Annotated in this window: 19 protein-coding genes; 4 read left to right on the top strand and 15 right to left on the bottom strand. The window is 51.8% G+C overall.

Features of this window, described 5'->3' with window-relative positions; translation table 11 throughout:
• The first annotated feature begins 476 nt into the window (after positions 1–476).
• Complete coding sequence (locus DPO_RS02070; RefSeq protein WP_006963953.1) at positions 477–1070, top strand: YceI family protein; 594 nt, start codon at positions 477–479, stop codon at positions 1068–1070.
• Here the strand turns inward: DPO_RS02070 and DPO_RS25460 are convergent.
• From DPO_RS25460 to DPO_RS24340, 8 genes are all read right to left on the bottom strand, one after another.
• Positions 1036–1200 (bottom strand): hypothetical protein, encoded by a 165-nt coding sequence (locus tag DPO_RS25460; RefSeq protein WP_006963954.1) that lies wholly within the window; start codon positions 1198–1200, stop codon positions 1036–1038. The genes DPO_RS02070 and DPO_RS25460 overlap by 35 nt on opposite strands.
• Positions 1197–2552 carry an ATP-binding protein gene (locus DPO_RS02075; RefSeq protein ID WP_006963955.1) on the bottom strand — a complete coding sequence of 452 codons (1356 nt, stop codon included), beginning with the start codon at positions 2550–2552 and terminating at the stop codon, positions 1197–1199. Before DPO_RS02075 ends, DPO_RS25460 begins: the two co-directional genes overlap by 4 nt.
• Positions 2553–2693: 141 nt before the next feature.
• Positions 2694–5729 carry a type III restriction-modification system endonuclease gene (locus DPO_RS02080; protein WP_006963956.1) on the bottom strand — a complete coding sequence of 1012 codons (3036 nt, stop codon included), beginning with the start codon at positions 5727–5729 and terminating at the stop codon, positions 2694–2696.
• Positions 5713–6954 (bottom strand): PDDEXK nuclease domain-containing protein, encoded by a 1242-nt coding sequence (locus DPO_RS02085; RefSeq protein WP_006963957.1) that lies wholly within the window; start codon positions 6952–6954, stop codon positions 5713–5715. The genes DPO_RS02080 and DPO_RS02085 overlap by 17 nt, the downstream gene beginning before the upstream one ends.
• 2 nt (positions 6955–6956) lie before the next feature.
• Positions 6957–8810 (bottom strand): site-specific DNA-methyltransferase, encoded by a 1854-nt coding sequence (locus tag DPO_RS02090; RefSeq protein ID WP_006963958.1) that lies wholly within the window; start codon positions 8808–8810, stop codon positions 6957–6959.
• Between the two features lie 2 nt (positions 8811–8812).
• Complete coding sequence (locus tag DPO_RS02095) at positions 8813–9070, bottom strand: DUF4391 domain-containing protein (protein ID WP_236609876.1); 258 nt, start codon at positions 9068–9070, stop codon at positions 8813–8815.
• 24 nt (positions 9071–9094) lie between these two features.
• Entirely contained in the window at positions 9095–9370 is a 276-nt protein-coding gene (locus tag DPO_RS02100; protein WP_407637397.1) for a HigA family addiction module antitoxin, read from the bottom strand.
• 70 nt (positions 9371–9440) lie between these two features.
• A complete protein-coding gene (locus tag DPO_RS24340) occupies positions 9441–9734 on the bottom strand; it encodes a type II toxin-antitoxin system RelE/ParE family toxin (protein ID WP_083911954.1) in 294 nt (97 codons plus the stop codon).
• Between the two features lie 564 nt (positions 9735–10298).
• Here DPO_RS24340 and DPO_RS02105 point away from each other — a divergent pair.
• Positions 10299–11048 (top strand): DUF169 domain-containing protein, encoded by a 750-nt coding sequence (locus tag DPO_RS02105; RefSeq protein ID WP_006963962.1) that lies wholly within the window; start codon positions 10299–10301, stop codon positions 11046–11048.
• A gap of 56 nt (positions 11049–11104) precedes the next feature.
• Here DPO_RS02105 and DPO_RS02110 read toward each other — a convergent pair whose 3' ends face one another.
• From DPO_RS02110 to DPO_RS02140, 6 genes are all read right to left on the bottom strand, one after another.
• Positions 11105–12295 carry a thiolase family protein gene (locus tag DPO_RS02110; protein WP_006963963.1) on the bottom strand — a complete coding sequence of 397 codons (1191 nt, stop codon included), beginning with the start codon at positions 12293–12295 and terminating at the stop codon, positions 11105–11107.
• A 121-nt stretch (positions 12296–12416) separates the two neighbouring features.
• Positions 12417–14435, bottom strand: coding sequence for a 3-hydroxyacyl-CoA dehydrogenase/enoyl-CoA hydratase family protein (locus tag DPO_RS02115; protein WP_006963964.1), 2019 nt, complete (start codon positions 14433–14435; stop codon positions 12417–12419).
• A 39-nt stretch (positions 14436–14474) separates the two neighbouring features.
• Positions 14475–16283 carry an acyl-CoA dehydrogenase gene (locus DPO_RS02120; protein ID WP_006963965.1) on the bottom strand — a complete coding sequence of 603 codons (1809 nt, stop codon included), beginning with the start codon at positions 16281–16283 and terminating at the stop codon, positions 14475–14477.
• Positions 16284–16287: 4 nt separating this feature from the next.
• Positions 16288–17772 carry a class I adenylate-forming enzyme family protein gene (locus tag DPO_RS02125; RefSeq protein ID WP_006963966.1) on the bottom strand — a complete coding sequence of 495 codons (1485 nt, stop codon included), beginning with the start codon at positions 17770–17772 and terminating at the stop codon, positions 16288–16290.
• Between the two features lie 216 nt (positions 17773–17988).
• Positions 17989–18330 (bottom strand): 4Fe-4S dicluster domain-containing protein, encoded by a 342-nt coding sequence (locus DPO_RS02135; protein ID WP_006963967.1) that lies wholly within the window; start codon positions 18328–18330, stop codon positions 17989–17991.
• The gene (locus DPO_RS02140; protein ID WP_006963968.1) at positions 18327–20771 is read right to left on the bottom strand and encodes a molybdopterin-dependent oxidoreductase; all 2445 of its coding nucleotides are present in this window, start codon (positions 20769–20771) and stop codon (positions 18327–18329) included. The genes DPO_RS02135 and DPO_RS02140 overlap by 4 nt, the downstream gene beginning before the upstream one ends.
• 192 nt (positions 20772–20963) lie before the next feature.
• Between DPO_RS02140 and DPO_RS02145 the strand changes: the two genes are divergently transcribed.
• Together DPO_RS02145 and DPO_RS02150 are read left to right on the top strand one after the other, a co-directional pair.
• Entirely contained in the window at positions 20964–21461 is a 498-nt protein-coding gene (locus tag DPO_RS02145) for a MarR family winged helix-turn-helix transcriptional regulator (protein WP_152427518.1), read from the top strand.
• A 14-nt stretch (positions 21462–21475) separates the two neighbouring features.
• Positions 21476–23470, top strand: a complete 1995-nt coding sequence (locus DPO_RS02150) for an oxidoreductase (RefSeq protein WP_006963970.1) — start codon at positions 21476–21478, stop codon at positions 23468–23470.
• 73 nt (positions 23471–23543) lie between these two features.
• Here DPO_RS02150 and DPO_RS02155 read toward each other — a convergent pair whose 3' ends face one another.
• Positions 23544–26057 (bottom strand): heavy metal translocating P-type ATPase, encoded by a 2514-nt coding sequence (locus tag DPO_RS02155; protein WP_006963971.1) that lies wholly within the window; start codon positions 26055–26057, stop codon positions 23544–23546.
• Positions 26058–26098 lie beyond the last annotated feature (41 nt).

Raw genomic sequence — 26098 nt, forward strand, 5'->3', positions numbered from 1 at the left:
CGGCTTTGGGTAATGCGCTGTCAATATAACCGGTCAGAATTGATTTACTCTTTCAGCACTCCTACTTATTAAAAAAAGCACCCTTCCTTGGTCCATGAACTCTAAACTGACGGTCTGCATGAAAGCTGCAGCTCAAACTTATCCGTTTGCCAGAATCTGTTTTGTTCAGTAGTCCGTGCCCGGGATTCTTTAACCGCATCAAGAATATTTATTCATTGTTTTGATAATATCAGCCACTTGACTGGTTGTCAATTTGCCGGTGATCCATAATTCCAGGCATTACAACATTGAAATGAGGCCGGCAGCGGAACCATCGACCGAACCCGGCCTGTCCTCCGGTGATAATTGCAGCGGCGTGATCTCTATATGGACTTTCCAAAAATCCGCCTTATTTTTTCAAAACAAACAAACCTTTTCCTGCTGTTACATCCGCAATCCGGATTCACTGAAAATGAAATTCAATCAAGGAGGTCATCATGAAACGCTTTACCATCACCGGTTTTCTGGTACTCATTCTTTCCATCACCACCTGGACCCCGGCCTGGGGAAACAACTGGACCATTGATGCCAACCATTCCACTATTCAGTTCAGGATCAAACATATTTTTTCCACGGTGTTCGGATATTTTCCCGACTTTGACGGCACCATCCGTTTTGACCCGGAACACCTGGACCAAAGCAAATTTGACTTCACCGTTCAGGTCAAAACCATCAACACAGCCATTGCCAAGCGGGACACCCATCTGCGGTCCGATGATTTTTTTGCCGCAGACAAATACCCGGTCATGACCTTTACCTCTTCAAAAATCACCCATAAACAGGGCAATACCTATGAGGTTGCCGGCACCATGACAATCAAGGACACGGCCAAAAATATGAATATCCCGTTTGTTTTTCACGGCACGGCCCCGTCACCCGTTGACAAAAAACAGATGGTGGCCGGATTTGACACGGCATTTTCCCTTGACCGCCTGGCCTTTGGCGTGGGAGACGGCAAATTTTTCAAAATGGGGGTGGTGGGTGATGTGGTCGATGTCACCATTTCCGTGGAGGCACTGCGCACCCCGTAATGACCTGCTCCGGGGTCTGTTTCTCTTCGGTCAGGTCGATGATTTTCCAGCCAAGGCCGGAAAGCTGATCCTGGAGCGGCTTTTCCACGTGGTTGCGTTCATCGAGCCTGTGTTTTTCGGATGGTTTCATTTCAAAACCTCCCAATGACCGCCTTTGTCAGGTCCGACACGGCAAATAAGCCCTTCCCGTTTCATCTTGGCTAAATGATATTTCACTCCGCTTTCTGTGATGTCTCCCAATTGTTCTGCAATTTTGGCACGGCTTATCTCCGGATCATTCTTGAGGATATCCAATATTTTCTGGGCAGTTTTCTGGATAGTTTTCTGGGTAGCGCTTTTTTTGCTGTCAGTTTCACCCTGGATGGCGGCCATATACTGCGGAGAAAACACAAATTCCACCCAGAGATCATACCCGTCCACATGGATATTGGGAGGCGGAGAATCTGCTTTCCGACAGGCAGAAAATATTTTTTCAATCCCCCGGCCCCAGGATTCGATCTCCCCGGAACGGAAAAACGCATTGGCCACATCCGGATTATAGGGATGGGAGGCATGGGCACCCAGCAGTTTTTCAAGGTCCCAGCCGTCAGGCAGCACCGCAGGGTTCCAGATCCGCAGTTTATGCTCGTACACCCGAATCTGTATGGGCGCGGGCACGGCATAATCCCGGTGTACCAGCGCATTCACCACCGCCTCGCGCAAGGCCTCGTAAGGCACGGGAAATTGCTCGATCCGCTGAATTCCCTGGTAGCTGATGGCGGCTTTCATGTATTTGGTCCGCAGTAGATCAACAACGACATGGGCCTGGGAAAAAAGCGACCCATGGATCTCATCATGATAGGCCAGGTCTGATTCAGAAACAAAATAGCCAATTTTCACAAAAGCCCCGGTGATGAACCGATCCGGATCTTCATGAAACAAAAGTACTGCCGCACGTTTCAGGTATTTCCCTTCCACCAGTTTCAACTTTTCCAGCAACCCTGAATCTGATGCCGACAGATCCGCGGCACTCAGACGGCCGCTGGCAGCTGCCAGTTCACGGAATCTCTTCAGGCTGGTCAGGGACAGATCCGAGGGTTTAACCCCGGGCAGCGGCACGGAATCCCAGGTGCGGCCCTGCCGCTGCAGCAGAAATCGGTCCAGGGCCGCACCTTTCAGTTCCTGGAGCGTACTGCCGCTGCGGGTATAGTACCGCCCCCGAAAACTGATGGGATTGGCGTATTCGGGAACATGAATCTCCAGCAGCTCCACCCCGTTTTCCTCAACCAGGTTGACATCCGCCATGATTCCCAGCAGGTCACGAATTTTATTTGGCAGATCCTCCAGCAGCTTTGAGCCGTTTGCAGCGCCGACCGCTTGCCCCCGGTCATTTCTGCCGATCACCAGCACACCGCCCTGGCCATTGGCAAACCCGCTGACCCAGCGCAGGTACTCGTCCCGCCAGGTTTCTTTCCATTCGATGGTCTGGTTTTCCCGGGTCATAAGAAGGTCTCCATAAATTCTTTCTGCAATCCACCTTTCACGGAATTATATTTAAAATTTTCCAAGCGTCCATGGTTCCGACTCAATTTGTTACACGATGTGTAGCATTTTTCAAAAAAGACCCCCCCCCAGGAAGACCTCTCAATTCTCTACACTGTGTGTATGTTTTTTCATATTTTCCTTGGTCGCATATTTCCCAGTAAAGTCTTCAAACGCATTGGTGACGGCAAAATCCACATGGCTGCCCAACGATTTGAAGTGCGCTTTTCCACAATCAATTTTAGCCTTTTCCACAGGCCTGAGCGCATCGGTGAACAGGGTGCTTTTGGTTTCCACCACAAAATAGAGTTTTTCTCTGCCATCCGCCTCGATCAACACGGCCCAGTCCGGGTTGTAGGAGCCCAAAGGTGTATCGATCCTGAACCATTTTGGCAGTTTGGCATACAGTTTGACATCATCGCTTTTTTCAAAGGCAGCGGCAAATTCAAGCTCGATATCCGAATCATAGACCACATGGTCAAAAATGGATTTTCTGCTTTCCACCATGTTTTTATGCAAATATCCGAACAGCTCGTTTTCCTCGAACAGCTCCTGGGCATAATAGTGATCATCCCCGATCCGGTGGTATTTGATGCCATCCACCACAAACAGCCTCATCTGGTTTTTGATGATGGCGGACACCTGTTCAATGAACTTCTGGGGATTGTTCTTGAACGATGCCAGCCGGCCGCTGTCATTGATGATTTTAACGATCGTTCTTCGGGTCAGGTTGGTCTCATTCTGGAGATAGGTGATCAGGTCCGGCAGTTCAAAAGACCGGGCATCATAGACATGGGCGGTTTCCTGAATCTGTTCGGCGTGCACGCCGCCCCGGTCGATTTCCGTTCTGGCCTTGCGGTATATGAACCGGGCTTTTCCCACATGCAGACTGCCCCTGATTTCTTCGGCACATCTGGTTGCCAGAGCAGCCACATCAAAATCCACCCGGAAAGTGGTGCGGTACTTGATCTTATCCCAGAGATGCTTGAAATCCTCACTTAAAAACACCGCCTTGTTCAGGGATACGTTTTTCCGGTTGTCACGATTCTTGATGTTCAGTTTGCCGGCCACTTTTTTGAGGACGGCGGCAATCTGCCGGATCTGCGGTTCAAACGCTTCTGGCAGGTCCAGGTCCCCGGTTTTCAGCGCCTTTTTCAAAGGTTCCTGAACTTTTCCCCCGGCATCGATATACCCGGCCGTTTTCAGATGATCCCAGAGTGTTGTTGATGCCTCAACCCCCAGATACTTATTGGCGTGGCCATCCAAGGAAACCACCATGTTGGCGAACAGGTGTTTTTCCACCACACCGAATTTGATGCCCTCTTCCTGCTCGATCTCTTTTTGAAGCTGGGCTGCAAACACTTCATAGGATTCATTGGCCATGACGGTCAGGGTGTTCACATCAAACCCGTGCACCCGCTCCCCGTCCTGGTTGACAGCGATGCGAAGTCCCCGGCCGATTGTCTGCCGCCTCTCCTTCTCAGATCCCATTTCACGCAGGTTGCAGATCTGAAACACATTGGGGTTATCCCAACCCTCCTTGAGGGCGGAATGGGAAAAGATGAATTTCAGCCTGGAATCAAAGCTGAGCAGTTTTTCCTTGTCTTTCATGATCAGATTGTAGGCGCTTTCATCGGCAAGGGTTTTGCCGGAAGCATCTTTGATCATTTCCTTTCCAGATGTATCTTTTTTCTTATCCACGGCAAAATACCCGTCATGGACTTCAGCCGGCAGTGTATCCAGGTCCGCCCCGTCAAAAAGTGTCTGATATTTGGGCTTTTTAATGGCCCGGGCATATGCCTGTTCAAACATGGCGGCAAATTTGCCTTTTTGCCGATTGCCGTCTGCATCATACCACCGGTAATTGGCCACCTTGTCAATGAAAAACAGGCTGAGCACTTTTATGCCTTTAGGCCGCAGCTGCATCTCTTTTTCCAGGTGTTCATCAATGGTTTTGGCGATCTGCAACCGCTTGTATTCATCCGGATCCACCTCGTTGACCACCTGTCCCAGATTCAGGATCTCAGGCCTGCTGGTGAAATCAAGGTATTCACTGCCTTTTTTACAAAAGATTTCATCGATGATATACCCATCATAGATGTCCCGCCCGTTGCTTTTTTCCAAAAGATCATCCCCGCTTTTGACCGTCACGGTTTTTCGCTGGATTCCCCCGGTTTTTGTCCGGCAGTCCATCTCGATTTTTGCAGTGATGGGGCTTTTTTTATTGTCCACGCTGATCAGTTTGATATAGGCTTTGTTGTGACCGTCCACCACGTCCACGCCTGCCACCTCGATCTGTTTCACCAGTTTCTGTTCATAGGCATCCACGGAATCCAGTTTGTACAGCATATGGTGCTTTTCCACATGGGTGGCTGAATAGCGCAGTTTGCACAGCGGGTTCAGCGATGCAATGGCCTGTTTGCTCTTTGCTGTGGTATCCACGCTCTGGGGCTCATCGATGATGACAATGGGGTGGGTTTCCTGGATGTATTCAATGGGCTTTGCCCCGGTCATGCGGTCATGGGAACGATGAATGATATTGGCCTTGTTTTCCTTTTCCGGATCGGAAAAACTCTTTCTGAAGGCATCGATATTGATCACCATGATCTGGATATCCGGGCTGGTGGCAAAATTTCTGACATCCGACAGTTTGCCCGAATCATAGACAAAATAATCAAAGCTGACATTTTCATACAGTTCCCGGAAATGGTCCGCCGTGATCTGCAATGATTTATGCACCCCTTCCTTGATGGCAATGGAAGGCACCACGATAATGAATTTGGTAAACCCATACAGCCGGTTGAGTTCAAAAATCGTCCGCAGGTACACATAGGTCTTTCCCGTACCGGTCTCCATCTCCACGGTAAAATCCATGGAATCCAGATTTTCCGAAGGGGCCAGCCCGTTTTTCAGCTGAATGCTCCGGATATTTTCAAGAAGGACCTCATCCAGCAGTTTTAGCCGGTTGCCGATGCCCAGACCCTTTTCCTCCATCCCCGGCAGGGCCGGCTCTGAAGCAAACTGCAGCGGGGCCACCGTGAAATTGGTCCGGCAGATCTCCTGTCCTTCAAACACGCCGGTGATGGCGTCTATGGCCTGTTTCTGAAACGCCAGATTCGGATCAAATTTGATTTTCATGGTGCGCCTCCCATTCAGCCTGAGCTTCTCCGAGTAATTTTTTCAACGCCTCTTTGTCAGGCAGATAGAGCTGGTATTCCGATGCATAAATATTTGCGTTCTCCGGGAGGGTAAGTTCCACCAATTCATCATTCTTTGTCAGACACATCAATATCCCCACTGTCGGTTTTTCATCTTCCAGTTTCACATATCGGTCAAAGTAGTTGACATACATCTGCATTTGACCAAGATCCTGGTGCTTGAGATCGCCAATCTTCAGATCGATAATGACATAACACCGCAAAAGCCGATTGTAGAAAACCAGATCCACATAAAAATGACGATTGTCGAATGAAAAGCGTTTTTGCCGGGATTCAAAGAGGAACCCTTTGCCCAATTCCAAAAGGAAATCCTCAATTCTATCGATCAGCGCGGTTTCCAGATCATATTCGCTATATATTTTCCGTTCTTCCAGGCCGGTAAATTCCAGAATGTAGGGATTTTTGATGAGATCGGACGGTTTTTCGATTATTTGCCCTTTATCGGTCAGGCGTTTCACTTCCGCTTTATCACGGCTTAACGCCAGACGTTCATAGAGCGCCGAGTTGATTTGCCGCTCCAGTTCACGATATCCCCAGCCGTTTTCCGCTGCTTCAAGTTCATAAAAACGCCTCGCATCCGGAGTCTTCACTGTTAAAAGTGTTACATAATGGGTCCAGCCGAGGATAAAGCGTTCTGTCAATTTTGCAGCCAGCGTCTGCAAATTTTCGGGATTGATATGCGTGATACAAGGCAGGACAGTCAGCGAATCACCTATCCGGGCAGATTCGTCAGACAGTGCCTGTTGAATCTTTTCGTCATCATCAGCTTTGATGGAAGATTCAACAGGCAGTGCCTGTTGAATCTTATTATACGCCAGGTAAAATTCTCTGAACTTCCGCAGGTTGGTTCGGGACATGCCTTTGAGACCCGATTTTTTCAACTGCTCTGAAAGTCGCTTAATCAGCGCTTTTCCGTACAATTCTATCCGTTCCGCACCGCCATTTTCAAACTCCACGATATACCACCCAAACAACCAGTTGCGCACCACCAGCGCAATATCCACCGAACGGGCCGCCTGTGTCTGCAAGGCTGTCTGAGTCTGCTCAAACAGTCCAACCAGGCCATCAAAACCAAGTTCCGTGGTTTCAGTATATTCTGTGGCTACTTTCTTTTTTCGTGTCTTTTCGTGTTTTTCGGGGTTCATGATCACAGGCTCCTCACATCTTCAATACACGCCTGTTTCAAAATCTGCACCGCATTGGTCTTCACCACATCATCCTTGAAACCGGAATCTTTAAACACCACCCGCATGATCTCCGGTTTGAGTTCCTGCTTGAGTCCGGCAATCCCTTCCACCACATCCAGATCCACCGTATCCGACAGGCAGATGATCAAGGCCCCCATGCCGATATCAAACACCTTTTGACCGGCAATGGTATGTTCTTTGATGGGCAGCGTCAAATCCAGGCCGTATTTGAGCAAGATTTCATACAGAATATCTGATTCGGTCCGCCCCGGTTTGATGTTGGTGATATAATCTTCCAGCAGCTTTTCATCCAGGGTTTCAAAATCCGCCTCCCAGGGCTTGATGTTGGTGGAGTCAAGTTTGAACACCTTGAAGCCAAGATCGCCTTTAAATTCGGGGTATTCATTTTTGATTTTGGCGGCGGCTCTGCGGATGCGTTCTTTGCCGATATCAGCGATGGTTTTGTAACCAGCTTTGAATGCTTCTGATTGATGAGAGCAGGATTCGGGAAGTTGTACCATGATAAATTTGCATTTCCCATTTTCTTCTGTATTTCGTTGCATGACTGCGTGAGCTGTAGTTGCTGAACCTGCGAAAAAATCGAGGATAATATCGTTAGATTCTGTATTTGCTATGTGCAAAGCTCTGTTTATAAGACGGACAGGCTTAGGTCCATCAAAAAAACCCTTATTGTTGAATAGTTTTTTTACTTCTTGACGTCCTAATTGATTATGACCAACTTCTGAATGTTTCCAAATTGTCAATGGAACAACACCCGCTTTGACTTCTGATAAAAACCGTTTAATCGATGGAACATTATCGCCGGTCTCACCAAACCAAATGCGACCATCTTTACATAATTCTTCAAATTTTGTTTTAGAGACTACCCAACAACGGCCATTGGATGGGTTTACAATTCTACCAGACGGAATTTTTATTGGGTAATCATATGCTGCCGAGTATGATTTGACTGTCAAATCGCTTGATTTCCAGACACCGCGAGGATCATTATCTCTGTTTGTATAGCGCTGATTTTGATCTTCACTGCGCGGCAAAGGCTGTGGTCTCCAGGATTCCTTATTTTTTGAATAAATAAGTATGTGATCATGATTGTCGCTCAACCATTTTGCATCATTTGACGGTGCATATTTTTTTTCCCAAACCACATTTGCAACAAAATTCTCTTCCCCAAATATTTCATCACATATTTTTCTAAGATTAGCTGCCTCAGTATCATCGATGTTGATAAAAACCACACCGTCATCCTTCAACAGATTCCTCGCCAGCTTCAAACGAGGATACATCATATCCAGCCAATCAGTATGGTACCGGCCACTGGTTTCCGGATTGTTGGAAATATTTCGGCCTTCGCCATCTATCTGACCGGTGATCAATTTATAATTTTTGATATTATCCTTGAAATCATCTTTGTAAACAAAATCATGCCCGGTGTTATAGGGCGGATCAATACAAATCACCTTTACTTTTTTATGATAGCTTTTCTGCAGGAGCTTGAGAACTTCCAGATTATCGCCTTCAATGAAGATGTTTTTAGTGGTTTCCCAATTCACTGATTCTTCCGGGCAGGGTCGCAGCGTCCCAGTGCTGGGGGTCTGGGCGAGCATCCGGGCCTTACTTTTACCATTCCAGGTGAAACTGTAGCGTTCATCCCGATCCTCCACATATTCGCCAAGCAACTCTTTCAGGACATCGAAATCTATTTTTCCTTCGGTAACCGCTTCTGGAAAAAGTGCTTTGAGTTTGGAAATATTATCAGCTGCGATATCGATTGTTTTCCCGTCCATTTTTTCCATCTTCAAACTCCTGTTTTAACCAGCTGTTTCAGTTCACTCTCTTTCCGCTTAATTTCGGTATTCAGTTGCACCTGCCGGTTAAACGCCGCTTCCGGCTCTTTCAAATGCGCTATATCCATCCAGTCAGTGGTAAAAAACCGTTCAACCACAAAAGCACCCTGTTCCGCCTGACTGAACCGCTTGGGCGCAATGCTGATCGCCAAAGTGATTTGTGGTCCAGTATTCCTGAAAAGGGGTTTGTCATAGCGGTTGTTCGCCAACTGGTGGGCTGGCTGCCCGGCCCATCAATGTGCGTATTCCTGTTCGGGTGACATTGGTTTAATCGTTTTCAAAATACTGGCTTCAGATTGCTGTGCAAAATAAAGATCCCACCGCAATTGCACATTCAGCCAGAAATCAGGACTCACGCCGAAAAATTTTGAAAGTCGCAGCGCTGTGCTGGGTGTGACACCTCTGCGGCCGTTAATGATTTCATTGATTCTCTGATAGGGTACACAAATCGCATCTGCCAGCTCTTTTTGCTTGAGCCCCATGGGTTTTAAAAATTCTTCAAGCAGCATTTCCCCCGGGTGTGTGGGCGCTCTGTGTGTTGGAATTCGAATCATAAATAACTCCTTGGTTGATATCGTTTCAATGGTAATCTGTGATTCCAACATCTGATGGTCCATTTTCAGACCATTTGAAACAAATCCGATATTGATCATTTAACCGGATACTATCTTGACCTTTACGATCTCGTTGAAGAGCTTCAAGCTGATTACCTGGTGGGACACGCAGTTCATCGAGTAAAGATGCGGAATCAAGCTGATCAAGTTTGCGGGAAGCAATTTTCCAAATACTCCTTGGGCATATTTTTAAAGCTTGTTTGGTCACCTTGCCATTAAAAATATCTTCAGTCGCTTGATTTTTAAAATTGTATATCATAAAAATACAATATCACGGCTATCATGCTATTTCAAGCATTGGTATTATACCAACTATTTGTTCCCAAGCCCTTTTCCCTGATACACCAAATAAGTGCCTTGAACCGGTCAAAATCGTTTGCGTTTACCATCGACTGCTACCAAACCAGAAATTCAGGCCAGTCAAGCTTCTTCACCATCTGAAGAACCGTAAAATCCTTCAATAAATCCGTGTTTACCCATTTTGCCACTTTTAACATTTTGGGTAAACAGGTGAAATCACACCCAAGGCCCTAATATTATATTGACAGATGAATTCCTCCCGTGATACGACATAATAAACAAGCGTTAAAATAACCTAACGTTTGTTTGGTAAAACGTCTCATGCCTTTTATGGAGGGTATTACGATGAATCCCGAATTCGCCGCATTTATCCGATTCGCGTCAATGGCCCCGGTCCTGTCGCAAACTGCAACAATTACGACAAAGCCCATCGAAATCAGTTTCAACAACATGTTTTGAAAGCCATGGCCAGAGATGTCTTGCTTGATACCATTTTTGATCACACTTACAAAGGAACCTTGTCATGGAAAACAAAATGAATCTGTCTGTTTTCAATAAATTTGATTTTGAATATTCTCCCGTGGGGGTAAAATTCTTATTGCTGAAACCCAAAGACATCTCCAAACTTGAACGCAAACTGTCCTTTTGCGAAATGCTCAAAGAAGCACAGGATTCCAAGCCGTTTTATGCGGCAAAAGACAACCATGAATGCAAGGCAGGTCCCTTCCTGCTGGGGATGGTCGATTCCAATCCTGTTTTTGAAAGCGGCCAGATAGGACCCAAACTTGGCGTTTATGAAGATCCCCGGGCAAATCGCAAACTTTATATGCAAATGCACAAAATGGCCAGAGACAGCGTCAACTATACTGCTTTTTCTTCCCTGGATCAATTATCCTTTGACCCTGATCTATTAATTGTTACAGCCAAACCGCATCAGGCGGAAATACTGCTCAGAGCATATAGTTATCGATCCGGTGCGGCATGGAATGCCAAGGGCACCTCAGTGTTAGGGTGTGCCTATCTGTATATGTATCCATATGCCACGGGAGAATTGAACATGATGGTTACCGGACTTTACCATGGAATGAGAGCCAGAAACACGTTTCCGGAGGGTCTGCTGCTGATCACCATTCCATTTAATGTACTGCCTGAAATCATACAAAATCTGGAGACAATGACATGGGACCTGCCGCAATATTCATGGGGCAAGGAAGCCCATGTTAAGAAAATGGAAGAAATAGGAAGAGAAATTTCACTGGAACTTAAAAAATAAACTTACAGGGCCACCCATGGGAATCAGGCGGCCCTGTAATCTGTGTGGGTACTGGATCAGGATATCTTCAAAATCAAGGCGGCCCCGCAATCACCAGCCGCACACCCGGTCCACAGGAAATACCCGCCCCCGGCCATGACGGTTTCCTCGATGCCTTCGATGATCAGGCGGGTGGCCGTGGGGCCCTGGGGATGGCCGAAAATCAACGACGATCCGAAATTGTTGAACCCGAACGGGTCGATCTCCATCTGTTTGGCGAAATACAGGTCATTGACGATAAAAGGATTGTGGGTCTTGATGACCCGGATGTCCTTGATGGTGAGGTCCGCGTTTTTCAGGGCCATGCGGGTGGCGGGTACCGGGGCTGCAGGCATGAATCCTCTGCGCTCTCTGGAAAAGCCGTAGGCGATCACCTGGATAGTCACCTTGTCATCAGCGCTGAGCTGCCGGGCCTTTTCTTCTGTGGTAACGATCACCCCGGCATTGCCGTCCGCCGGATGGGTCTGGGCCCCGAAACTTAAAACTCCGCCCGGGATGGTGGGTTTAAGGCGGGCCAGCCCCTCTTTGGTGGAGGGGATGATGCCTTCATCTTCTTCCACCATAATGGTCTTCTTTTTGGAGATGGCGATCTCCACCGGCTGCATGTACCGGCGCTGAAACGCCCGGTTGTCGGCCTGACCTGCCAGGTACTGCTCATACCGCCGCACCACAAGATCGTCGCACACCTCTTTGGTGAATCCGTTTTCCTTTGCCACGTTTTCAGCGGTTTCCACCATTTTTTTGCCCGTGTTGGGATCGGCATTGAAATTGTCCATGTTCCAGTTTTCCGAAATCACCTCTCCGCCAGGGCCTTTGGGATTGGGCCAGATGGTGTGTGGACCGTTGGAGGTGCGGTCCACGGTGAGCACATAAGGCAGTTCAAACAGCCCGGTCTCAATGCCCATGGCCGCCTGGTTGATGCAGGTGGCGCCGGTGGTGCAGGCCTGGCTGATGGCAATGGCGGGCAGGGCATCTGCCCCCAGCAAAGCCGCCGACCAGGGGGACGCGTAAAACTGGCGGTGCTGACCGATGGTGTTGCCGAAGATGCAGTAGTCCAGATCATTGGCATCCAGATCTTTTTGTTCAAAAAACTGTCTGGACATTGCCGCTCCCAGGGTGATGGCGTTTTCATTGGCCAGGCTGCCCTGCCATTTGCAAAAAGGGGTGGAATAATAGCCTTTGTAGGGGATATATGACTTGGTATACATGGGGTGGGGTTCCTTAATTTTATATGAAAGTGTTAAGTGTTAAGTTTTAAGTCCATAAGTGACTGTTTGTGCTTTCATCATTTGTTGTGGTCATTCAGGGCATGATTGGTATAAAAATGGGTTATTTTCCTGTGAACGTAGGTTTTCTGTGAGATGCGGCTGCGGACAGGCCTTCAAAGGCATCGGCTGTGGAGAACAGATCTTTGAGGCAGTCCAGTTCACAGGCCACGGCCGCATCCATGGACAATCCCTCCTGGGCCGTCATGATCTCATTGGCCATGGCCAGGGCTTTGGGAGATTTGCGGTCCAGCATCTTTTTCACCCGTGCCGGTGCATGGTCCCACCCGTCCAGTTGTGTGTCGGCAAACAGGTCTGCCATGGGCGCAAACCGGTCCGGTATTTCTTTGGGTGCATATTTGTCCGTATTGTCCGTCATGTCGGTGATCTTCCGGATGGCCGTATCGATCTCACCGGGGTCCACGATGCAGTGGACAATGCCTAAGTCAAATGCATCCTGGGCGGAAAGGGTCTGGCCGGTGAACACAAAATACCGGGCCAGGGCCGGTCCCACCCGGCGGGCCATGCGCAGCATCCCTCCCAGGCCCGGAACAATGCCGATGCCGGTTTCCGGCAGGCCCATGGACCCGGCCGGCGTGGCCACGATATATTGGCAGGCCAGGGCCATTTCACTGCCCCCGCCCAGAGACAGGCCGTCCAGCAGGACAATGGTTTTTTTGGTGCTGTTTTCAATTTTCCAGAGCAGGTCATGGCCTTTTTTGGTAAAGGTTTCAATGTGGTCGATACGGCCGGCCTTGATGCGATCCACGAAAAACTGGATGTCTGCTCCGGCCACAAAGGTTTTGCCTGCCCCCTGGAACACGATGGCTTCCACATCCGGATCTTTTTCAGCTGTGTCAAAGGCCTGGGCCAGCTGCTGGAACACGGCCTCGTTCAGGGCGTTCATGGCATCAGGCCTGCGGATGGTGATCCAGGCGATATCGGATCTTTTCTCCAGGTCCACCAGTTTGAATTCAAAGGGCTGCCCCTTTTTTTTCTGGTCCACAAGGATCTGGGGCATCTTGAAACCGGGGTATCTTTTGACTGCTTCTTCCACCACCTGGCAGGTTTTATCGATGCCGATGCGGTTCATGATCTCAAACGGGCCCTGGCGCCATCTCAGCCCTATTTTGGCGCCCAGGTTGACATCTTCCATGGTGGCCACGCCTTCATCCACCAGAGAGGCGGCCGCGCCCAAGCACACGCTGTAGAACCGGTCCACAATGGCATCGATCCTGTCCTCTTCCACCGGTCCGTCGGTAAGGTCCCAGTCTTGGTTTTTCTCCATCTGCTCTGTCAGCCGGTCCGGGGTGCCGTAAAACAGTCCCAGCTCGCTTCCCAGGCTCTGGGAGGCGTGCACGGCCAGGGGGATACCGGTGATGTTCAAAATTTCAAAAGATCCCATGCCGATACCAAAGGCCTGCTTGCTGGCTTCTTCGATGGTGGCCACATTGCCCAGGCCCTCTCCGAGCATCCGTGCCGCTTCATTGGAGGAGGGTACAAAAAACCGGTTCACGGCAAATCCGGGGGAATCTTTCACCTGGATGGCCACTTTGCCGTGGAGCGCGGCAAAGGTTTTGGCCGCATCCAGGGTCTGCTGACTGGTGGTATCATGGGGGATGATCTCCAGCAGCTTGTTTTTGGCGGGATGAAAAAAATAGTGAAGCCCGATGAACCGGTCCGGCCGGCTGGTCTGATTGGCGAATTCATGCACAAAAAAACTGGAGGTGTTGGTGGCAAAAATGGTGGCATCTTTGCACACGGAATCCAGGTTCTTGAACAGGGTTGTTTTGACAGCCTTGTCCTCGAACACCGCCTCGATGATGATATCCGCATCTGCCACATCAGCCATGTCCGTGGTGCCGGTGATGCGGGACAGGATCTTTTCCACTTTTTCCGGGGTGAACAAGCCCCGCTTTACCCCGCCTTCCAGCAGGCCCCGGATCCCGGCAATGCCGTTGTCCACGGCGGTCTGTTTTATATCCACCAGCACGACCTGCATGCCCTCCTGGGCGATCTTCTGGGCAATGCCGCTGCCCATGTGCCCGGCACCGATAACCCCTATTTTAGAAATCTGAGACATCTTTTCCTCCTGAAACTATGATGGTTATGATCTGTTATCTTATTTTCCACTGAATGATGTGTTGCGGATCTGGACGGCGGCCGGGCACATGGCGCGGATGGATGCCATTTTCCCCAAAGTCACCGGCACCTGGCATGCCATAAAGAACCGGGCGCTGTGCATCTGGCCGTCATAAAAATCACTGTTTTTGGCACTGGCGCCTGTGGCTGTTTTTTCTTTGGCTGCGGCAGCCCGCCACAAGAGCATCCAGGCCATGACCAGGTCTCCGGTTACCTCCAGGAACGTGCCGGCAAAGGCAAACCCGGTCAGGGCACGGTCGTCTCCCAAAGCTGCCAGAAGGGTGTCTGCCGTGTCTGAAAGGGTTACGACCGCCTGATCCAGGGTTTGGGCCAGATCTGCCAGGTCCGGGATCTTTTGCGCCCGGGCAATGGTGGTGCGGATCTGTGCCAGCAGCGCATCAAACAGGCGTTTGTTTTTCATGCCCAGTTTTCTGGCGGCCAGGTCCATGGCCTGGATCCCGTTGGTGCCTTCATAGATGGTGGTGATCCGGACATCCCGGAATATCTGTTCCACCGGATATTCACAGGTGTACCCATATCCGCCGAACACCTGGATGGCCAGGTTGCACACATCCACGGCCCGGTCTGTCACATATCCTTTTCCCACCGGAATCAGAATATCGATAAGATCCTGATATCGCTGCTTTTCCGTATCATTGCCACAGATCTGTTTTTCGTCTTCCAGCAGGCCGATGTAGCACAACAGGCTGCGCATGCCTTCGGTGTGTGATTTCATGGTCAGCAGCATGCGCCGGACATCCGGGTGGTTAATGATGGCCACGGAAGTTTTGTCACCACCTGCAGGCAAAGGCCCCTGGATCCTTGTTTTTGCATATTCCAGGGCGTGCAGATAGGCGGATGAGGCGCAGGCCAGGCCCTGGGCCCCCACCATGAGCCGTGCCATGTTCATCATCACGAACATCATGGCAAGGCCTTTGTTTTCTTCTCCCACGAGCGTGCCCGTGCAGAGGCCGCTGCTGCCCAGGGCCAGGGTGCAGGTGGGGCTGCCGTGCAGGCCCATTTTTTCCTCGATGCCGGTGCACGCGATGTCATTGGGCGCACCCAGACTGCCGTCGTCGTTCACATGGATTTTGGGCACCACGAACAAGGAGATCCCCTTTGAGCCGGGCGGGGCGTTTTCACATCGGGCCAGCACCAGGTGAATGATGTTAGCGGTGATGTCCTGGTCCCCGCCGCTGATGAAAATCTTGGTGCCGGTCAGATTGTAGGTCCCGTCCGGATTCTTTACAGCCCGGGTCTGGAGGTCTCCCAGGTTGGACCCGGATTCCGGTTCGGTCAATGCCATGGTACCGCCCCATTGACCGGTGTAGAGTTTTTCAAGATACAGACGCTTCTGGGTGTCATTTCCGAACCGCTCCAGGATCTCACCGGCCCCGTGGTTAAGGCCCGCCACCATCATCAGGGCCATGTTGGCGCCGAACAGATAGTTCTGTGCCATGACATTGAGGCTGTGGGGCATGCCCTGCCCGCCCCACGCAGGGTTCTGGCACGGGGCAAACCACCCGCCTTTTTCCAGCAGATACCAGGCCCGCTTGAACGCGCCAGGCATTTTGACCCGGCCGTTTTCATACCGGCACCCCTCGGTGTCACCGGTCTTCATGACGGGAAGCAGCTCTTTGACCGCCAGGGTGCGGGCCTCGGACACGATCATGTCCATCACTTTTTTGTTGAACTCGGCATATGATTTATGGGTGCTCAGGCGGGAGACATCAAACTGCTCATGGAGCACAAAATCCACATCCCGCCGATCTGCGATGATCTGGGCCATGGGATTATCCTTCCAAAACCTGGCGTTTGAGTTCTCTTTTCAGCAGTTTGCCGGTGCTGGATTTGGGCAGTTCTGTGACGCTGATGAAATCTTTGGGTACTTTGAACGAAGACAACTGGGTTTTGAGATACGCCTTGAGATCAGCAGGGTCCAGAGTCTGCCCGGGCCGGAACACGATATAGGCGGTGACCCGTTCCCCGTATTCCCTGTCCGGCAGCCCTATCACTGCACACTCCTCAATCTCGTGGCGGGTATACAATATCTCTTCGATCTCCCTGGGGGATACGTTTTCTCCGCCGGTGATGATCAGCTCCTTGATCCGGTCCACGATGAACAGGTAATTATCATCATCCAGGTACCCGATATCCCCGGACCGGAACCACCGGCCCCAGAACGCGGTTTCCGTGTCCTCTGGCCGGTTGAGATATCCTTTCATGATATTGGGACCGGCAATGCAGATTTCGCCTTCCTGGTTGGATTTCAGGACCCGGCCGGTTTCGTCCCGGATCTGGATCTCCACATTGGGGGCCGGGGTGCCCACGGAACCGATCACATGGTGGTGATAGTGGTTGAACGACACCATGGAGGCGCTTTCCGTCATGCCGTATGCTTCATTGATGTCCAGGCCGGTCCTTGCCTTCCATTCCCGCACCACCTCTTTGGCCATGCTGGCGGCGGCGGAAAAACAATACCGCACCGTGCCCAGTTTTTCTTTGATATCAGGCAGAGACAGCAGCCGGATGTATACTGTGGGCACGGCATACAGCTTGGTGACACTGAATTTTTCCACTGCCGCAAGCAGTGCATCCATGTTGAACGCGGGCTGGATCACCAGGCCCCCTGCACTGAACACGGTGGCGTTCATGATATGCATCTGGGCAAACACGTGATTGAGGGGCAGAAAACACAACGCCCGGTCGGTTTCACAAGAGCGCTCGTTATGGGATACATTAAAGGCCGAGGTCATGATGTTCTTGTGGGTGAGCATCACCCCTTTGGGCACGCCTGTGGTGCCGCCCGTGTAAAGGATAGCGGCGACATCATCCGGATGCCGGTCCAGGCTGACGACCTCTTCTTTGCCGGGAACGGCCGGCACGGGTTCAAACATGATATCGGTTTCAAGAATCATTTCCCCGGGACAGGAAAGCGCCGACAGCACCTCTTTTTTTGCCTTGTCAGTAAAAATAATGTCCGGTTCACAGTCTGCCAGCACGGGTTCCAGCTCGGCTCCGGTCATGGCATGGGGCAGGGTAACGGCCACGGCCCCGATTTTGAGCACCCCGAAATAAAAACACAGCCAGGCCGGAGAATTGGGAGCACACAGGCCGATATGGTCCCCGGGCCTGACCCCTTTTTTTTGCAGCGCTTTGGCAATGCGGTTGGCTGCCGTATTGAACTGCCGGTATGTCAAAGATCTGCTGTCCGCCATCAGGGCCATGTTGTCCGGAAATTGACGCGCTGCATTTTCCAGGTTCTTTGAGATGTTCATGGGTCCTGCCCCCTTTTCAATTTTCTAACAAGCGTTAGATTTTTATATCATATGGTAATTCGATATCACGACCATCCCGGGTTGTCAACAAAGTATTTTGAAAATCCGTCATAAAAAAACACCTCGCGTGTACGGACTTCAGCCATAAAAAAAGCCCCCTTGGGAAGGTGCTTTTATGGAACACTCCCAAGGGGGCCAGGTGCTGCTGCCAGGAGGTCATCTGGGAACCCACAGCACCATACGCGGTTTTTCCTTTATTTTTTCGGCCAGTTCATCAATGGGGCCAAAAGTCATGCACCCGGCCATGCAATGCTTCACACAGGCAGGGTCCAGCCCTTTTTTCGTGCGGGGCCGGCACAGGATGCACAATTCCGTGGGAAACGGCAGATAGGTCAGATAATGTTTGTCATTGGGAAGGGCCTGGACGATCTCCTGGACCCGGATGCCGCCCATGCCGGCAGGCCAGTTGTTTTCCTGGGCGCACGCCACCTGGCAGGTGTGGCACCCGGTGCAGTATTCATAGTCGATGAGAAGACCAAATTGCGGTTTTGGGCTCATGATCTGCCTCCTTCACATTTGTAGATCCGGCACATGGAGTGCTTGATGGGGGCGCCCTGGCCGTCTTTGCCCTGGTGGCCCATGGGGATGAGCTGGTTGATATTGGCGTCCCACATGCCGTACAGATCCGGCTCGGCCGCCTTTTTTTCCGGGAACCACCAGCCGTGGGGGGCCATGATCATCCATTCGGGCACCACCGGCGTGACCTTGGCCTTGTAACGGGCCCGGCCCATCCAGTTTTCAATCCACATCCATTCGCCGTGGCTGATATTATTTTTAGCGGCCGTGGTTGGGTGAATCTCCACCACGGGATCCGGGTCGATCTCCCGAAGCCAGGGAATCTGGCGGTGTTCCGTGTGGAAAAACGCCGGGGACCGGCGACCTGTGGACAGGATCAATGGATATTCTTTGGCCAGGTCCGGCCGGGAGACCGGGGTAAAGGGGGGCTCTTCATGATGGGGCATGGGCTCCAGGTCCCATTCTTCCCTCAGGGTGGCGTACAGTTCGAACAGCCCGGTCTGGGTCCGGAATCCGGGCCTGCCATCCTGCCGCAGCAGCCCTTTTTCATGGCGCAAGTAGGGGCAGGAGGCACTGCCTTCCGGGGGATAAGCCCATCCTTTTGCCTGGAGTTCTTTAAATGTCATGCCCGCAGGCTTGAGGATATCGTCATACAGTTCATGGATGGTGTCAAACTTAAACTCCGGGTCAAACCGCCTGGCCAGCTCGAAATTGATGGCCACATCCGGCCGGCACCCTTCCACCTCCACCACCTTGTTGATGGTCTGCAGCGGCACCCACCAGCTTCTGAAACTGTCTTTTTCCAGAAACGAGCCTGCCGGCAGCACCACATCCGCATACTGGGTGGTGGGGGTATGGAACAGATCCACGGCCACGATGAAATCCAGCTTTTCCAGGGCAGCCCGCCATTTTTTGGGATCCATGCCAAGGCCCTGCATGATGCCTGCGGTCTGGATCCACATCCCTTTGATGGGATACGGATCTTCCGTGAAAATCTGGTCCAGGGTCATGTCGGTCTGGCACCGCCAGTAAAACTTGTTCAACGGCATGTACCGGTTCGCTCCGATGCGGGGCTTGTCCTGTTCTTCGGTCTTCAGGCGGATGGCCCCTTTGGTGCCGGGCAAAGCATAGGGCACCACATCAAAGGCAAATCTGGCAAACACGTTGCCGCCGGGCACATCCAGGTTGCCGGTGATGGCCCACAAAGCAGAAATGCCCGTGACCAGCGGCGTCAACGCCGGGGTCATGTCCACGGCCACGCCCCAGTGGATGGCGCCGGGCTTGCTTTTGGCATAGAGCACGGCCGCATCATGAATATCTTTTGCCGGCACGCCTGTGATATTTTCCACTTTGTCCAGGGGATATTCATTGGCCCGGGCGCAAAACGCATCCCAGACCGTGTGACAGGCCACGATACCTCCGTCTGCCGTCTTGATTTCCCATTCTCCGGACACGGCCGGGTCCGCATCCGGGGTATCTTTGAATCCCACCAGCGTGGTATCCCAGATCACGGGTTTGTTGTCTTTGGTATCCCATACTGCAAAATTCTTTTCTGAGCCACCGGAAAAAAGATCCGATTCCCTGACCAGCTTTCCCGTGTCCTTGCGGATCAGATGCACGGCATTGGACCATTTTTTCACAAACGCTTCATCATACAGACCCTGGTTGATCACCACGTGCAAAAATCCCATGACCAGGGCGGAATCAGTGCCTGGTCGCAGCCGCAGATGGTATTTGGAACGGGATCCGAACCAGGACAGCCGGGGATCGATGCAGATGATCTTGGTGCCTTTTTTCATCAAATCGATGATCCAGTGGCCGAACAGGTTGTCCGGGCAGGTGGCATGGATGTTGTAGCCCCAGATGATCATGGTTTCCGGCACTTTATATCCGGGATGGTCATACCGGTCCTCAAACCACTGGGCCGCATCAAACACGGCAAAATCCCCCTGGACAGTAATGGCGGCCGCCAGTCTCGGACCATAACAGGCCTGGCCCGTGAGGCCGAACATCACGTTGGGGCTGCCATAGGCATAGGCCAGCATGCAGATCCAGGCATAGATATCTCTGCCGGTTCCCACGTTGAACACCATGCTCTCCGGGCCGTACTCCTCCCGGATTTTATTCATTTTTTCTTCAATCAGGTCAAATGCCGCATCCCAGGTGATGGGCTCCCATTTGCCCTCCCCTCTGTTGCCGGTCCGCCGCATGGGGGATCTCAGCCGGTCCGGATGATCGATGTACTGGGTCATGGCCAGGGCTCTTGCGCACAAACGGCCCTGGTTCATGGGGTGATCCGGGTCCCCTTCGATCTTCACCAGTTTGCCGTTCTTTACATGGGCCAGCACACCGCACCCCCCATGGCACCCCGGTCCGGGCGACCAGGTGGTGGTTTTAAAAATTTGGGTTTCAGATGATGTCATTGCGTTTTCCTCCTTAATCTTTCCTTGACACGGCCACGGTTTTCATTCATGAATAAATCCATAACAGGCAAACAGTTGATAGTCAATGAATAAATTATCAATAAGTTGACTATTTAGTCTGTATTATATACAACCAATTGAAATTTTTGAAATACCGGATAAAATTATCCCTTATAACCCAAAAAATGGAGCATGCTTATTGTGGCCCCACCCAATTACCGCAACGACCTGACCCTGGATGAAAAAGTACTGATGGCGATTGTCCGGGCAGCGGAAAATTTTAAAAGAACGCATTCCGCTGTGTTCAAGCCCTTTGGCCTGTCCTTTCCCCAGTACAATATTCTGCGGGTCCTTGAATCCTCCCATAAGGGACAGAACAAAATCAGTGTCGTGGGAAAAATCATGCTGGTGCCCAATGCAAATATGACGGGTCTGGCCAAACGCCTGGAACAAAAAGGATTCATCACCCGGCAGCCGGACCCGGGTGATGAGCGGGTGACCCTGCTGACCATCACTGAAAAAGGCCGGGTCACCCTCAGGCAGATAAAAAAGGAAAAAGATTCTGCCATTTCTGCCATACTCAAGGATTTTAACAGCGCGGATAAAACCAAACTGCTGGAACAGATCAAAAAGATCATCACGGCCACATCCGAGATGAACCCGCTGCCTGATAAACCTCAGACAACTTGAACAGGAGATCCCGCATGATTCAATATGCCAGTTTGTTTGAGCCGGTCCGAATCGGCCGGTTGGAGATCAAAAACCGCTTTGCCATGGCTCCCATGGGACCTTTAGGGCTTTCCGACACAGAAGGTGCGTTTAACCAGAAGGGGATTGATTATTATACGGCAAGGGCAAAAGGCGGCACCGGCCTTTTGATCACCGGGGTCACGTTTGTGGACAATGAGATTGAAAAGCATGCCATGCCCCATGTGCCCTGCGCCACGCACAACCCGGTTCATTTTATCCGTACCGCCAAAGAGATGACCGAGCGGATACATGCATATGATGCAAAGATTTTTCTGCAGATGTCCGGTGGATTCGGCCGGGTCACGGTCCCCACCAACATGGGGGAATACCCGCCCGTGGCGCCGTCCGCCATCCCCCATCGCTGGATGGACAAGATCTGCCGGCCCCTTAAAATAGATGAAATCCGCCATATCGTGAACATGTTTGGACAGGGGGCTTTCAATGCCAGGCGCGCGGGATTTGACGGGGTTCAGATCCATGCCGTGCATGAAGGATATCTCATCGATCAGTTTGCCATCTCATTTTTCAATCACAGGACGGATGAATATGGCGGTTCTCTTGAAAACCGGCTGCGGTTTGCCAGACAGATTGTAAAAAAAATAAAACAAACCTGTGGAGAGGATTTTCCGGTCACCCTCCGGTACAGCCCCAAAAGCTTTATCAAGGACTATAAATCAGGGGCACTCCCCGGGGAAACATTTGAAGAAAAAGGACGGGATATCGAAGAAGGGATTGAAGCGGCAAAGCTGCTGGTGGCATATGGGTATGACTGCCTGGATGTTGATGTGGGCTCCTATGATTCCTGGTGGTGGAGCCACCCGCCCATGTACCAGAAAAAAGGGTTGTTCATGCCCTATGCCAGATTGATGAAGGAGGCCGTGGATGTTCCCATCATCTGTGCCGGTCGGATGGACAACCCGGCTACCGCCGTTGAAGCCGTTGAAAAAGGGGTCTGTGACATTGTCGGGTTGGGCCGGCCATTGCTGGCGGATCCGGACTATGTGAACAAAGTGATGGGCAACGATATCCAGTCTATCCGCCCCTGCATTTCCTGCCATGAAGGCTGCATGGGAAGGGTGCAGACCTATTCGGCTCTCAATTGTGCGGTCAACCCGCAGACCTGCCGTGAGCGAACCGCCGCTTATAATCCCATCCTCAGACCCAAAAAAGTAATGATCGCCGGCGGTGGGGTGGCCGGGTGTGAAGCGGCCCGCGTTCTTGCCACCAGAGGACATTCTCCGGTTCTTTTTGAAAAATCGGACCGTCTCGGCGGCAACCTGATTCCCGGCGGTGTCCCGGATTTCAAGGAAGATGACATCGCCCTGGTCAACTGGTATGCAAATCAGCTGGAAACCCTGGAAGTGGACGTCAGGTTGAATACCCGGGTTGATGCGGCCCATATCCTGTCCGGTTCCTATGATGCGGTTATTATTGCCACCGGTTCTTATCCCAGAATCCTTTCCCTGGGAGATGATGACCATGTACATACTGCTGAAGAGGTCCTTCTCGGCAAAAAAAATCCCGGTTCAAGGGTTTTGGTGGCCGGCGGCGGCCTGATCGGATGTGAACTGGCCCTGTGGCTGGCACAGCAGGGAAAACAGGTCACCATCGTCGAGCAGATGGAAAAACTGCTGGCAGTCAACGGCCCCCTGTGCCACGCCAACAGTGATATGCTTGAGGCCCTGATTTCTTATAATGGGATAAAGGTTCACACCGGAACCCGGATTCAGTCGTTCAGAGGCGGCAACGCCGTCTGCACAACGCCTGACAATGAGGTCATCATCCACTGTGACAGCGTGGTTCTGGCAGTCGGGTATGCCCCGGACCGGTCCCTTTATGAAGAGATCCGGTTTCAGATGCCCAACACCTATGTTCTGGGGGATGCCCGGCGGGTGGCCAATATCATGTATGCCATCTGGGACGCATTTGAAGTGGCCAATGGCATCTAACCGCAAAAAATGAGACCGGGCAATTAATTTGTTTCAGTCAAACAAACCCCATCCATCTTTTCTTTACAAATTTTTATTCCGGCGGTGCCTCAAAACCGGTCACGGTGTAGCCGGCATCCGTGATGGTCCGGGTCACCAGGTCCTTGTCCACGGGTTGTTTGGATTCCACCACAGCCTGTTTCTGCTCCAGATTGACCTTCGTGGATGTGATGCCTTCAAGGGCGTTCAAACGGTCCGTGACACTTTTGGCGCAGTGCATGCAGCTCATACCGTCAATTTTAATAAGGGTTTTCATGGGTGTCTCCTTTGTTGCAGGTTCAATCGATTGCGCTGGAACGCCGGGTTCCAGGGTGGGTTTGAAATTTTTCAATCGCAGGGCATTGGTCACCACGGACACGGAACTCAACGCCATGGCACCGGCGGCAAACATGGGATTCAATGTAGGACCGCCGAACAGGTGGAACAGTCCGGCCGCCAGGGGAATGCCGGCACAATTGTAGAAAAACGCCCAGAACAGGTTCTGTTTGATATTTCTCAAGGTGGCCCGGCTCAGGTCAATGGCCGTGACCACGCCGGCCAGGCTGTTCTGCATCAACACAATGCCGGCGGATTCCATGGCCACATCCGTGCCCGAACCGATGGCAAAGCCCAGATCTGCCTGGGCCAGGGCAGGGGCGTCATTGATCCCGTCCCCCACCATGGCCACCCGGGTGCCATCCGCCTGGAGCTGTTTTACCTGATCAGCTTTATCGCCCGGCATGACCTGGGACACCACCTGATCAATATTCACCTGTTTTGCAATGGCCTGGGCGGTCAACTCATTGTCTCCGGTCAGCATCACGGTTTTCAACCCCATTTTCTGGAGCCGGGCAATGGCTGCTGCCGAATCCGGCTTGACCACATCGGCCACGGCAATGATACCGGCCAGCTTTTGGTCCATGGCCAGATACATGACGGTTTTTCCCTGGCCGGACAAAACATCGGCTTCCGGCAGATCCGCGTCCATCACCTGGTTTTCCTTCATAAATGCCAGATTGCCGAACATCAGGTCTTTTTGGTCCACGGTCACGGTGATGCCCCTGCCGGGAACGGCGGAAAATCCTGTTGCCGGCAGAAAAGCCAGTTTTAGTTTTTCACTTTCCGCCACCACGGCTGCGCCCAGGGAATGTTCCGACCCTTTTTCAGCCGAAGCTGCCAGCTGGAGAATGTCGGATTCTTCAAATCCGTTGAGGGCCTTTATGTCGGTGACCCTGGGTTTGCCCTCCGTGATGGTGCCGGTCTTGTCCAGCACAATGGTGTGGATGCGGCCGGCCGTCTCAAGGGGCTGTCCCCCTTTGATCAGCACCCCTAAGGATGCACCCCGGCCGGTCCCCACCATGATGGCCGTGGGCGTGGCCAGCCCCAGCGCACAGGGGCAGGCGATCACCAGAACGGCGATGAATATTTTCAAAGAAAACGTCACCCCGGCACCCCCGATGAGCCAGGCCCCGGCCGATACCAGGGCGATACCGATGACCACAGGCACAAAATAGCTGGAAATGATATCCGCCATCCGGGCGATGGGGGCTTTGCTGCCCTGGGCCTCTTCCACCAGCTGAATGATCCGGGCCAGGGCCGTGTCTTTGCCCACTTTGTCGGCCCGGTACCGGATGGTGCCGTTCTGGTTGATGCTGGCACCGGTCACTGTATCCCCTTGATTTTTTTCCACAGGAATGCTTTCGCCGGTGAGCATGGATTCATCCACGGAAGTGTGTCCGTCCGTGACTGTCCCGTCCACGGCAATTTTTTCCCCGGGTCTGACAATCAGTTCATCCCCGACCGCCACATCTTCGATGGGGATCACCGCTTCTTTGCCGTTCCGAACGACAATGGCGGTCTTGGGCGCCAATCCCATGAGTTCCTTGATGGCACCGGATGTCCGCCCCTTGCTCACGGTCTCCATGTATTTGCCCACCTTGATCAGGGCAATGATCACGCCGGCCGTTTCATAATACAGGTTCATCACATATTCGGTCCGGCCGGTAAAAATCAGCACCGTGTTGACGGCACTGTAGGTGATGGCGGCTGTCGTTCCGATGGCGATCAGAGAATCCATGTTGGGATGGCCCTTGAACAGGGCGGGAAATCCCCGGGTGTAAAAATGGAACCCGGCCAGAACAATGGGCAGGGTCAGCATCAGCTGGACCAGGGCAAACGTGCCGGGACTTTGCCCGGGGTTGATGAATGCCGGAAGGGAAATCCCCACCATTTCAGCCATGGCCACAAACACCAAAGGAATGGCAAATCCGATGGAAATAATCAGGCGAAGATACTCCTGTTTGCGTTCTTTTTCTTTTTTTGCCGCATCCAGGTCCGGGTCACTGTTTTCATCCACAGGGGCCAGGCCGTATCCGGCCGCTGCCACGGCATGGATGATCGCCGCCTCTTTTGTCTGGCCCGGTTCATATGCCACCTGGGCTTTTTCCGTTGCCAGGTTGACGGAGGCCGACGAAACACCGGACACATCCTTGATGGCATTTTCCACCCGCCTGACACAGGCCGCACAGGTCATGCCGTCTATTTTAAACTGTCTGGTTTCCATATCCATGACGATTTCACTCCTTTCTACGGGTGCCGCAACCCTTTTGG

The sequence above is a fragment of the Desulfotignum phosphitoxidans DSM 13687 genome (assembly GCF_000350545.1).
GTDB lineage: Bacteria > Desulfobacterota > Desulfobacteria > Desulfobacterales > Desulfobacteraceae > Desulfotignum > Desulfotignum phosphitoxidans.